Here is a 12,254-nt window from a genome sequence, read left to right on the forward strand (position 1 = left end):
GTCGGCGGATAGGCTGCGCGGCATGCGTGCCTGGCCGTCCCCCGACGTTCCCCGACTGCCCGTGACGGGCCCGCCCGTGCGGGTGCATGACACCTCGACCGGCGACGTGGTGGAGACCAGGCCGGAGGGTCCGGCCCGCATGTACGTCTGCGGCATCACGCCCTACGACGCCACCCACATCGGGCACGCCGCGACCTACGTCGGCTTCGACCTGCTCCACCGCGCCTGGCTCAGCGCCGGGCACGACGTCACCTACGTCCAGAACGTCACCGACGTGGACGACCCGCTGCTCGAGCGCGCGACCAAGGTCGACGTCGACTGGAGGGAGCTCGCCGAGCGGGAGACCCAGCTCTTCCGCGACGACATGGAGGCGCTGCGCGTCCTGCCGCCCGCTCACTACGTCGGCGCGGTCGAGTCGATCCCGCAGGTCGTCGAGCTGATCCAGCGCCTCGAGGGGGCCGGCGCGGTCTACCGGGTCGAGGACGACCTCTACTTCTCCGTCACCGCTGACGACGCGTTCGGAGAGGTGTCCGGTCTGGACCGCGAGGCGATGCTCGAGGTGTTCGCCGACCGCGGCGGCGACCCCGACCGCGAGGGGAAGAAGGACCCGCTCGACTGCCTCCTCTGGCGTGCCGAGCGACCCGGCGAGCCGGCCTGGGACAGCCCGTGGGGTCCGGGACGGCCCGGCTGGCACATCGAGTGCGCGGCCATCGCGCTCGACCGCCTCGGTACGACCTTCGACGTGCAGGGCGGGGGCAGCGACCTCGCCTTCCCCCACCACGAGATGTCGGCCGGCGAGGCGCAGGTCGCCCACCCCGGTTCGCGGTTCGCGCGGGCCTACACCCACGCCGGGATGGTGGCCTACGACGGCGAGAAGATGTCGAAGTCCAAGGGCAACCTCGTCTTCGTGTCCGCGCTGCGCAGGAGCGAGGTCGACCCGATGGCGATCCGGCTCGTGCTGCTGCGCCACCACTACCGCAGCGACTGGGAGTGGACCGACGACCAGCTCTGGGACGCCGTGGACACCCTCGCCGACTGGCGACGTGCCCTGGCGCTCGGCTACGGCGCCGACGCGGCGCCTGTCGTGGAGAAGGTCCTCGCAGCGCTGGCCGACGACCTCGACGCGCCCACCGCCGTCCGCGTGGTGCAGGAGTGGGTCGAGGCCACCCTGGGCACCACCGGCCTGGCCGACACCTCCGACCACGAGGCGGCGACGGCGATCCACCGGCTCCTCGACGCGGCGCTCGGCCTGTCGCTCTGACGTACGCGTCGGGGCGGCCCGGCAGGCTCAGTCCGTGTCGCGCCGCTTGAGGTAGCGCTCGAACTCCCGGGCGATCGCCTCACCACTGGCCTCGGGCAGGTCAGCGGTGTCGCGGGTCTCCTCCAGTGCCCGGACGTAGTCGGCCACGTCCTCGTCCTCGGCCGCGAGCTCGTCGACGCCGCGCTCCCAGGCCTTGGAGTCGTCGGGCAGGTCGCCCAGCGGCATCGGCGCCTGGAGCAGCTCCTCGAGCTGGCCGAGAAGCGCGAGGGTGGCCTTGGGGCAGGGGGGCTGCGCGACGTAGTGGGGGACCGCGGCCCAGTAGGACACGGCCGGGATGTCGAGCTGGCTGCACGCGTCGTTGAAGACCCCCACGATGCCCGTCGGCCCTTCGTACGTCGACTGCTCGACGTCCAGCCGGTCGACGAGCTCGGGCTCGGTGGCGGTGCCGGAGACCGGGATCGGGCGCGTGTGCGGGGTGTCGGCCAGCAGTGCGCCCAGCGTGACGACGAGCTCGGCGCCCAGGTCGTCACAGGCCGCGAGGAGCTCGGCACAGAACTGCCGCCACTTCATGCTGGGCTCGATGCCGCGGACGAGGATCACGTCGCGGTCGAGCTCGGCGGGGCGCGCGACCGCGATCCGGGTGGTGGGCCAGGTGAGGCGGCGGTGGCCGTTGTGGTCGGTGCTGATGACGGGCCGGTTGACCTGGAAGTCGTAGAACTCCTCGGGGTCGATGGCGCCGATGACCTCGGCCTTCCACTGCTCCATGAGGTGGTCGACGAGACCGGAGGCCGCGTCGGCCGCGTCGTTCCATCCCTCGAAGGCAGCGATCACCACGGGGGATACCAGGTCCTGCACGTCGTCGAACTCGATCACACCGTCAGCCTAGGGCGCCCGACCCAGCGGACCTCCGCGATTCGGCCCAGTGATTTCGTCGGCGGCACCTGCGGTGCCACGATGTGGGAAGTCCGTCCGCCTGTCGGACGGCGTTCCTAGGCTGGTCCCACGGCTGCCCACGGCCGTACGCCACCCAGAGGCCCAACCCCGAGAGGATGGCCGAGCCCTGTGAAGCCGCAGCACCGTCCCGACGCCACCGACGCCCTGACGTCGATCATGAGCGAGCGGATCATGGTGCTGGACGGAGCCATGGGCACAGCCATCCAGCGGGACCGGCCCGACGAGGCCGGCTATCGCGGTGAGCGCTTCGCCGACCACCCGAGCGACCTGATCGGCAACAACGACCTGCTCACGCTCACCCAGCCGCAGCTGATCCGCGCCATCCACGAGGACTACCTCAACGCCGGCGCCGACGTCATCGAGACCAACACCTTCAATGCCAACGCGGTCTCGCTGGCCGACTACGGCCTCGAGGACCTGGCCTACGAGCTCAACTACGAGTCCGCTCGGCTGGCGCGCGCGGCCGCCGACGCCGTGGCCACCGACGACCGCCCCCGGTGGGTGGCCGGCGCGCTCGGGCCGACGACCCGCACCGCGTCGATCTCTCCCGACGTCAACGATCCCGGCGCCCGCAACGTCTCCTTCGACCAGCTGGCCGACGCCTACCTCGTCGCTGCCCGCGGCCTGGTCGACGGCGGCGCCGACCTGCTGATGATCGAGACGATCTTCGACACCCTCAACGCCAAGGCCGCGATCTTCGCCGTCGAGACGCTCTTCGAGGAGCAGGGACGTCGCTGGCCGGTGATCGTCTCGGGCACGATCACCGACGCCTCCGGACGCACGCTGTCCGGCCAGGTCACCGAGGCCTTCTGGGACTCCATCCGCCACGCTCGTCCGCTGGCGGTGGGCCTCAACTGCGCGCTGGGTGCGCGCGACATGCGCCCCTACGTCGCCGAGCTGTCGCGGCTCGCCGACTCGTTCGTCTCGGTCTACCCCAACGCCGGCCTGCCCAACGCCTTCGGCGAGTACGACGAGACCCCCGACCAGACGGCCGCGGTCCTGGCCGAGTTCGCCGACGCCGGCTTCCTCAACCTCGTCGGCGGGTGTTGCGGCACCACGCCCGAGCACATCGCCGCGATTGCCTCCGCCGTCGAGGGCAAGACCCGCCGGGAGCGCGGCGAGCACCAGCCGGTGATGCGCCTGTCCGGCCTCGAGCCGTTGACGATCACCGAGGAGAGCCTGTTCGTCAACGTCGGCGAGCGCACCAACATCACCGGCTCCGCCCGGTTCCGCAAGCTCATCAAGGACGGCGACTACGACACCGCCCTGAGCGTCGCGGCCCAGCAGGTCGAGTCCGGCGCGCAGGTCCTCGACGTCAACATGGACGAGGGCATGATCGACGGCGTCGCCGCGATGGACCGCTTCCTCAAGCTGATCGCCGCGGAGCCCGACATCAGCCGGGTGCCCGTGATGGTCGACTCCTCCAAGTGGGAGGTCATCGAGGCCGGCCTCAAGTGCGTCCAGGGCAAGCCGATCGTCAACTCGATCTCGATGAAGGAGGGCGAGGAGGCCTTCCGCGAGCACGCCCGCCTGTGCCGCAAGTACGGCGCTGCCGTCGTGGTCATGGCCTTCGACGAGGACGGCCAGGCCGACAACCTCGAGCGGCGCAAGGCGATCTGCGAGCGGGCCTACCGCATCCTCGTCGACGAGGTCGGCTTCCCGCCCGAGGACATCATCTTCGACCCCAACGTCTTCGCGGTGGCCACAGGCATCGAGGAGCACGCCACCTACGGCGAGGACTTCATCGAGGCCACCCGCTGGATCAAGCAGAACCTGCCCGGCGCGAAGGTCAGCGGCGGCATCTCCAACGTGTCCTTCTCCTTCCGCGGCAACAACCCGGTCCGCGAGGCCATCCACGCCGTCTTCCTCTTCCACGCGATCCGGGCGGGCCTCGACATGGGCATCGTCAACGCCGGCGCCCTCGTCGTCTACGACGAGGTCGACGCCGACCTCCGCGAGCGGATCGAGGACGTGGTGCTCAACCGCCGTCCCGACGCCGCCGAGCGGCTCCTCGAGATCGCCGAGCGCTACAACGTCGCGGCCGACGCGGTGGAGCAGGCCGAGGACGAGTGGCGCGCGCTGCCCATCGGGGAGCGGATCACCCACGCCCTCGTGAAGGGCATCGACGCCCACGTGGAGGCCGACACCGAGATCCTGCGCCAGGAGATCGCCGACCGGGGCGGCCGTCCGATCGAGGTCATCGAGGGCCCGTTGATGGATGGCATGAACGTCGTCGGCGACCTGTTCGGTGCCGGGAAGATGTTCCTGCCGCAGGTCGTGAAGAGCGCCCGGGTCATGAAGAAGGCCGTCGCCTACCTGATCCCGTTCATCGAGCAGGAGAAGCTCGACAACCCCGAGCTCGCCACGGCCAAGGACACCAACGGGACCATCGTCATGGCCACGGTCAAGGGCGACGTCCACGACATCGGCAAGAACATCGTCGGTGTGGTGCTGCAGTGCAACAACTACGAGGTCATCGACCTCGGCGTGATGGTCCCTGCCCAGAAGATCCTCGACGCCGCGACCGAGGTCGGTGCCGACATCATCGGCCTCTCCGGCCTGATCACGCCCTCGCTGGACGAGATGGTCGGCTTCGCGTCGGAGATGCAGCGCCAGGGGCTGACGATCCCCCTGCTCATCGGGGGTGCGACGACCTCGCGCGCCCACACCGCGGTCAAGGTCGACCCGAAGTACGACGGCCCGGTGGTCTGGGTCAAGGACGCCTCCCGCTCGGTCCCCACCGCGGCGGCGCTGCTCGACCCGAAGCAGCGCGAGAAGCTGCTGGCCGACGTGAAGACCGACTTCGACGCGCTGCGGGCCCGCCACGCCACCAAGCACGACCGCCCGATGGTCTCGCTCGAGGAGGCCCGCGCCAACGCGACCCCGATCGACTGGACCGACTACCGCCCGCCGAAGCCGCACCTGCTGCTCCAGCAGGACCACGCGGTGTCCACCATCGTGGGCACCCCCGTCACCCAGCACGTCCGGGTGCTGCGTGACTACGACCTCGCGACCCTGCGCAAGTACATCGACTGGCAGCCGTTCTTCAACGCCTGGGAGATGAAGGGTGCCTTCCCCGACATCCTCAACAACCCCAGCTCCGGCCCCGCCGCGCGCAAGCTCTACGACGACGCCCAGGCGATGCTCGACCAGGTCATCGAGGAGAAGTGGATCCGCGCCCATGGCATCGTCGGCTTCTTCCCCGCCAACTCGATCGGCGACGACGTCGAGCTCTACCTCGGCGAGGACCGCAGCGAGGTGCACGCCACGCTCCACCACCTGCGCCAGCAGGGCCAGCACCGCGAGGGCGTGCCCAATCGGACGCTCGCCGACTTCGTGGCCCCCAAGGACACCGGGCTCCGCGACTACGTCGGCGCCTTCGCGGTGACGGCCGGTGACGGCCTCAGCGAGCGCGTACGAGCCTTCCGCGAGGACCTCGACGACTACAACGCGATCCTCCTCGAGTCGCTGGGCGACCGGCTGGCCGAGGCGTTCGCGGAGCGGCTGCACGAGCGGGTCCGCAAGGAGCTGTGGGGCTACGCGCCCGACGAGCAGCTCGACAACGTGGGCCTGATCAAGGAGCAGTACGACGGCATCCGTCCGGCCCCCGGCTATCCCGCCTGCCCGGAGCACACCGAGAAGCTCACCCTCTGGGAGCTCCTCGACGTCGAGAAGCACACCGGCATCGAGCTCACCGAGTCGATGGCGATGTGGCCGGGTGCCTCGGTCAGCGGGTTCTACTACTCCCACCCGCAGTCCCAGTACTTCGTGGTGGGCCGGCTGGCCCGGGACCAGGTCGCCGACTACGCCGAGCGCAAGGGCTGGACCCTCGCCGAGGCCGAGCGGTGGCTCTCGCCCAACCTCGGCTACGACCCCGAGGACTGATCCCAGGCCTGGCCCCCGGCTGGGGTCAGGCGATCACCGCCGCCAGCATCACCAACGGCAGCGACACCAGCGAGGCCACCGAGGTGACGAGGGTCAGGGTCTTGAGCGTGCCCTTGGTCGAGAGCCCCAGCAGCGCCTTGAACATCCAGAAGAAGTTGCTGTTGACCTGCAGCGCGAACATGGCGCCCGACGCGATCGCGAGACCGATCACGATGGGGGAGACCGTCAGCGAGTCGAGGATCGGCGCGATGATGCCCGCAGCGGTGATCGCCGCGACCGACACGGACCCGATGGCCAGGTGGAGCACCGCGGCGATGAACCAGGCCAGCAGGATGCTCAGGATCACGGGGGCACCCTCGTCGGCCTGGAACAGGTCGCCGAGGACGCCGTCGAGGCCGGTCGCCTCGATCACGGCACCGAGCGAGCCGCCCACGCCCGTGATGAGCAGGATCTCGCCCGACGTGTGGAAGCCGTCCTCCATCGCCTCATGGGTGCGCTCGCTGCCGGCCGATGCCCGGGACAGGAGGTAGGCACCGAGCAGCCCGATGAAGAGCGCCATGTTGGCGTCGCCCAGGAACGCGATGAAGCTGGTGGACCAGCCGCCCAGCTCGGCGAACGCGCCGAACGCGATCAGCAGGAGCGGCACGAGGATCGGCAGCATCAGGACCATCAGCGGCAGGCGTCGTACGCCGCTCTCCGCCTCGGCGCGGCTGGCGTCGCTCTCGCTCCGGTGGAGCGCCTCCTCCGCGCTGTCGGTCTCGCCGGCGAGGTAGGCCGCGTCGGCTGCCTCCTGCTCGGCCATCGCCTCGTCGACCTCCTCGTCGGTCTCGGGGTCCCAGAAGCCACCGGCGTGGAACAGCAGGCGCATCAGCAGCGTCGACACGAGTGCGGTCGCCAGTCCGATGACCACGCCGTAGAGGAGCCAGTCGCCGAGCCGGATGTCGAGGAGGCCGGCGATCGAGATCGCGGCGAGTCCCGGGATGACGAAGACGTAGCCGGCGAAGATGCCGCAGCCCAGGGCGGAGGCCAGCACGGGGAGGCCGATCTTGCCGATGAACGGTGACGCCGAGCGGGCCACCGGGGCTGCGAGCACGACCTGCACGTCGACGTAGATCGAGGGCATCACGACGGCGAGCACCGACGTGAGGGCGTACGGCAGCCGGCCGGCACCGACGCTCTGGACGAGGAGCCCCACCAGCCGCCGGAACGCGCCGGTGGAGTGCAGCAACGACCCGATCAGCACACCGAAGCCGATGAGGAGGCCGACCTCGGCCATGATCCCGCCGAAGCCGACCGTGATCGCCTCGACCGTCCCGGCGAAGCCCACCCCGGCGGCGAGGCCGAGGTAGAGCGACCCGAGGATCAGTGAGATCACCGGGTCCACGCGCACCTTGATGATCAGCGCGATCACCAGAACGATCGCGATGGCGGTGTGGAGGGCGACCATGGGAACTCCTTCGGGGCCGAGATTTGGCCCTTTGTCTACCGGTGCGAGGTCCGGCTTGGCCAGTGGCGGTGCCGAGTCGTGGGCGGTGGGACGACCCGGACCCGCCGGTCGATAGGGTCGGCGAGTGACTCTTCCGGCGAGCGTGACAACCCTGCCCGCGGCCGTCCTGTGGGACATGGACGGCACCCTCGTCGACACCGAGCCGTACTGGATCGAGACCGAGTACGCCATGGCGGAGAAGTACGGGGGCACCTGGTCGCACGAGCACGCGATGAACCTGGTGGGCAACGCCCTGCTGGCGTCGGGTGACTACATCCGCGTCCACATGGGCATCGACCGCACGCCGCAGCAGATCGTCGACGAGCTCCTCGACGGAGTGGTGGCGCGGGTCGAGGTCGACGTGCCGTGGCGACCCGGCGCCCGGGAGCTGCTGACCGACCTCCACGCGCAGGGGGTGCCCTGCGCGCTGGTGACGATGTCGTGGCAGCGGTTCGTCGCGCCGATCCTGGCGCGGCTGCCCGCCGACACGTTCTCGGTGGTGGTGACCGGCGACCGGGTCGAGCTGGGCAAGCCGCACCCCGAGCCCTATCTCACGGCTGCCGCGGAGCTCGGCCTCGCCGCGAAGGACTGCGTGGCGATCGAGGACTCCAACACCGGTGCCACCTCAGCGGTCGCTGCTGGGTGCACGGTGCTGTGCGTGCCCCACCACGTGCCGATCCTCGAGGGCGAGCGGCGCGTCTTCGCCGAATCGCTCAGTGGAATGGACGCCGCAGGGCTGACGCGGCTGGTGACCGGGGCCACGGGAGAAGTGAGGGACGCGCGCAACACGTGACCCGACCGTGACCATGTCGGTGTGGTCCGGCTCACGCTCTCGGGCTTACTGTGCTGGGACGAGCTTGATCGCATACCGGACGGAAGGACCTCGGATGTCTCCGAAACGCACTGTTGCGACATGGACCACGGCAGTCCTCGCAGCCGCCGCGCTGGCGGGTTGCGCCGACAGCCAGCGCGACGACGACGGCGGCGGGGAGGGCGGCGGCAGCGAGGACGCCGGCACCTTCATCTTCGGTGCCGCCGGCGCCCCCGAAATGTTCGACCCCTACTACGCCACCGACGGGGAGACGTTCCGCATCACCCGTCAGATGTTCGAAGGATTGCTCGGCATCGAGCCCGGCAGCGCCGAGGTGGTGCCTGAGCTCGCCACCGAGTGGACCCCCAACGACGAAGGCACCGAGTGGACGTTCACCCTCCGCGACGACGTGACCTTCCACGACGGCGAGCCGTTCGACGCCGAGGCCGTCTGCTACAACTTCGAGCGGATGTTCGACCAGAACGAGGCCGGCCGGACCGCCGGGGAGTACTGGGGCTACGTGATGGGTGCCTACGCCGACGATCCTGAGAACTCGCTCTACCAGAGCTGCGAGGCCACCGACGAGTTCGAGGCCGTCGTCTCCATCAGCAGACCCACCTCGGGGTTCCCCACGATGCTGACGCTGGAGTCGCTGTCCATGCAGTCTCCCAAGGCGATGGAGGATGGTGACGCCAACGGCATCGCGGCCGAGGGCGAGGGCTTCAGCTTCCCGGAGTACGCCGACAACCCGGTCGGCACCGGCCCGTTCGTCTTCGGGGCGTACGACGAGGCCAACGGCGAGATCACCCTCGAGCGCAACGACGACTACTGGGGCGAGGCGGCCAAGACCAGCGAGCTCGTCTTCCGGGTCATCCCCGACGAGAGCACCCGCCGCCAGGAGCTCGAAGCCGGCAGCATCAACGGCTACGACCTGCCCAACCCGGTCGACTGGGCCGGCTTGGAGGACGAGGGCAACAGCGTCGAGGTGCGCGACCCGTTCAACATCCTCTACCTCGGCCTCAACCCGGAGGCCAACCCGCAGCTGAAGGACCTGAAGGTCCGACAGGCGATCTACCACGCCCTCAACCGCGACCAACTGGTCCAGACCCAGCTGCCCGAGGGTGCGGCGGTGGCGACGCAGTTCATGCCCGACACGGTCAGCGGCTACAACACCAGCCTGGAGCCCTTCCCCTACGACCCCGACGAGGCCAAGCGGCTTCTCGCCGAGGCCGGCGCGGAAGGCATGACGCTCGAGTTCGCCTACCCGACCGAGGTCAGCCGCCCCTACATGCCGGACCCGGAGAAGATCTATGAGGCGCTGCGCACCGACCTCGAGGCGGTCGGCATCAAGGTCAAGGTGGCGACGGCCTCCTGGAACGGTGGCTACCTCGACAACGTGTCGGGCGAGCCGGGCAAGTACGACGCCTACATCCTGGGATGGACCGGTGACTACGACGCGGCCTACAACTTCATCGGCACGTTCTTCGGCAACCTGAAGGACAACGACTTCGGCACCGACGTCATGCCGTGGGGCAAGCAGCTGGCAGACGACCTCCAGGCGGCCGACGCGATCGTCGACGACGACGAGCGCGCCGCCGCGTTCGAGGAGATCAACGCGCAGATCATGGAGGAGTACCTGCCCGGTCTGCCGATCAGCCACTCGCCGCCCGCCCTCGTGGTCGGTCCCGGTGTGGACGGCGTGATCCCCAGCCCGCTGACGGCCGAGGAGTTCGACACGGTCACCGTCGGAGGGGAGTGACTCCCACCGGCTGACTGACCGATCTGTGTGAGGTCCGGGGGTCGTCGTCACCCGACGGCCCCCGGCCCGCGCAGGCGTGGGAGGAGATCCATGCTTCGCTTTGTCGTACGACGGCTGCTCCAGATGTGCATGGTCGTCGTCGTGCTCTCGATGCTCGTGTTCGTGTGGTTGCGCTCGCTGCCCGGCGGCCCGGTGTCGGCGATCCTCGGGGAGCGGCAGACCCCGCAGCGTCGGGCCGCGCTGGAGGCCGCGTTGGGCCTCGACCAGCCGCTGCCGGTGCAGTACCTCAAGTTCATGGAGCGCGCGATCCAGGGCAACTTCGGCGTTTCGACCAAGGTGCTCCCCGGCGAGGACGCCCTCGACGTCTTCCTGTCCCGGCTGCCGGCGACGATCGAGCTGTCCCTCTTGGCGTTGTTCCTCGCGATCACGCTCGGGATCCCGCTCGGCTACCTGGCGGCGCGCCGCCAGGGGTCGGTCACGGACACCACTGCAGTGATCTTCTCGCTGGTGGGCGTCGCGGTGCCGGTGTTCTTCACCGCCTTCCTCCTCAAGTACTTCTTCGCCGTCGAGTGGAACCTGCTGCCGGTCTCCGGTCGCCAGACCACCGGCCTTGACGCCACTCGGGTGACGGGCATGTTCGTCCTCGACGGCGTCCTCACCCGCGAGTGGGATGCCGCCTGGGATGCGGTCAAGCACCTCATCCTGCCGGCGGTGGCGCTGGCAACGATCCCCTTCGCGGTGATCTTCCGGATCACCCGCGCCTCCGTCCTCGACGTGCTCGACGAGGACTACGTCCGCACCGCTGAGGCCAAGGGCCTGACCGCCCAGGTCATCAGGGGTCGCCACGTCCTCCGCAACGCGATGCTGCCGGTGGTCACGACCGTGGGGCTCCAGGTCGGCGGGCTGCTGGCCGGAGCCGTGCTGACCGAGACCGTCTTCTCCTATCGCGGGGTCGGCGACGCGCTCGCCACCGCCTTCCGGGAGAAGGACTATCCCGTGCTGCAGGTCCTCATCCTCGCCGCGGCCGTGATCTACGTGCTGGTGAACCTCCTGGTCGACATCGCCTACGCGGTCATCGACCCGCGGATCAGGACGAGGTGAGGCGAGATGACCGACCGCGCGTCCGGCACCACCGACGAGTCCCCCCGCCGTCCGTCGTACGGCCAGCGACGCCGGGCCCGGATCGATGCCCTGGCGACGGCCGGCACGGTCGACGACCAGCCCGGCGTCTCGCTGATCCGCAGCGCGTGGCTCCGCCTGCGCCGCAACCCGGTCTTCCTGATCGGCCTCGCCATCACAGTCGTGTTCGTCGTGCTGGCGCTCGTCTCGCCGTGGCTCGCCCCCTGGGACCCGACCGCCCGTCCGCTGCTCGACCAGGTGCGGCCGCAGTCGAACCCGGTTCCCGGACCGGAGCCGGGGCATCCGCTCGGAGCTGACGACCGGGGCCGGGACCTGCTGTCCCGACTGCTCGTCGGCAGCAGGCAGACCCTCATCGTGGGCGTCTTCGCCACGCTGTTCGGGCTTCTGGGCGGGCTCGTCCTCGGCACCCTCGCGGGAGCGATGGGTGGCTGGGTCGACTCGCTCGTCATGCGCGTCGTCGACGTGATGCTGTCAATCCCGTCGCTGCTCCTCGCCTTCACCATCGCCTCGCTCGCCCGGAGCCCGAGCCAGTGGACGCTGATCGTGGCGATCGCCGTGGTCCAGGTGCCGATCTTCGCCCGGCTGCTCCGGGGCTCGATGCTGGCCCAGCGCTCGAGCGACCACGTCCTCGCCGCACGCTCGCTGGGGGTGAAGCCCCGTGCGATCGTCTTCCGTCACATGCTGCCCAACGCGCTCGGGCCCGTCATCGTCCAGGCGACCCTGTCGCTGGCGGTCGCGATCATCGACGCCGCCGCGCTGTCGTTCCTGGGGCTGGGCAATCCCGACCAGCGACAACCCGAGTGGGGGCAGATGCTCGGCCTGGCGCAGAGGTACATCTCCGAGGCGCCGCACCTCGCGTTCTACCCGGCGGGCTGCATCATCGTCGTGGCGCTGGGCTTCACCCTCATGGGGGAGTCGCTTCGCGAGGCCCTCGACCCGAAGTCGCGGAGGTGACCCG

At 69.9% G+C, this 12,254-nt stretch carries 8 protein-coding genes; 6 read left to right on the forward strand and 2 right to left on the reverse strand.

The window, feature by feature from the left end; all coding sequences use genetic code 11:
- The first annotated feature begins 22 nt into the window (after nt 1–22).
- Nucleotides 23–1,261: a cysteine--1-D-myo-inosityl 2-amino-2-deoxy-alpha-D-glucopyranoside ligase gene (gene mshC / locus J3P44_RS07980; protein ID WP_255889766.1), complete on the forward strand. Its 1,239-nt coding sequence runs from the start codon at nt 23–25 to the stop codon at nt 1,259–1,261.
- Between the two features lie 27 nt (nt 1,262–1,288).
- Here the strand turns inward: mshC and J3P44_RS07985 are convergent, their stop codons facing one another.
- On the reverse strand, nt 1,289–2,134 hold the full coding sequence (locus J3P44_RS07985; RefSeq protein ID WP_255889767.1) for a PAC2 family protein: 846 nt from the start codon (nt 2,132–2,134) through the stop codon (nt 1,289–1,291).
- Nucleotides 2,135–2,371: 237 nt separating this feature from the next.
- On the opposite strand from J3P44_RS07985, the gene metH reads away from it, so the two are divergent.
- Entirely contained in the window at nt 2,372–6,100 is a 3,729-nt protein-coding gene (metH, locus tag J3P44_RS07990; protein ID WP_372496527.1) for a methionine synthase, read from the forward strand.
- A gap of 25 nt (nt 6,101–6,125) precedes the next feature.
- Here the strand turns inward: metH and J3P44_RS07995 are convergent, their stop codons facing one another.
- Complete coding sequence (locus J3P44_RS07995; protein WP_255889769.1) at nt 6,126–7,547, reverse strand: GntP family permease; 1,422 nt, start codon at nt 7,545–7,547, stop codon at nt 6,126–6,128.
- 142 nt (nt 7,548–7,689) lie between these two features.
- Between J3P44_RS07995 and J3P44_RS08000 the strand changes: the two genes are divergently transcribed.
- The 4 genes from J3P44_RS08000 (at nt 7,690) to J3P44_RS08015 (ending at nt 12,250) form a co-directional block, all read left to right on the forward strand.
- The gene (locus tag J3P44_RS08000; RefSeq protein WP_255889770.1) at nt 7,690–8,379 is read left to right on the forward strand and encodes an HAD family hydrolase; all 690 of its coding nucleotides are present in this window, start codon (nt 7,690–7,692) and stop codon (nt 8,377–8,379) included.
- Nucleotides 8,380–8,473: 94 nt separating this feature from the next.
- Nucleotides 8,474–10,156 carry an ABC transporter substrate-binding protein gene (locus tag J3P44_RS08005; RefSeq protein WP_255889771.1) on the forward strand — a complete coding sequence of 561 codons (1,683 nt, stop codon included), beginning with the start codon at nt 8,474–8,476 and terminating at the stop codon, nt 10,154–10,156.
- 90 nt (nt 10,157–10,246) lie between these two features.
- Complete coding sequence (locus tag J3P44_RS08010; protein WP_255889772.1) at nt 10,247–11,257, forward strand: ABC transporter permease; 1,011 nt, start codon at nt 10,247–10,249, stop codon at nt 11,255–11,257.
- A gap of 6 nt (nt 11,258–11,263) precedes the next feature.
- The gene (locus J3P44_RS08015) at nt 11,264–12,250 is read left to right on the forward strand and encodes an ABC transporter permease (RefSeq protein ID WP_255889773.1); all 987 of its coding nucleotides are present in this window, start codon (nt 11,264–11,266) and stop codon (nt 12,248–12,250) included.
- Nucleotides 12,251–12,254 lie beyond the last annotated feature (4 nt).

This window comes from Nocardioides astragali, from assembly GCF_024436375.1.
Taxonomy (GTDB): Bacteria; Actinomycetota; Actinomycetes; order Propionibacteriales; family Nocardioidaceae; genus Nocardioides; species Nocardioides astragali.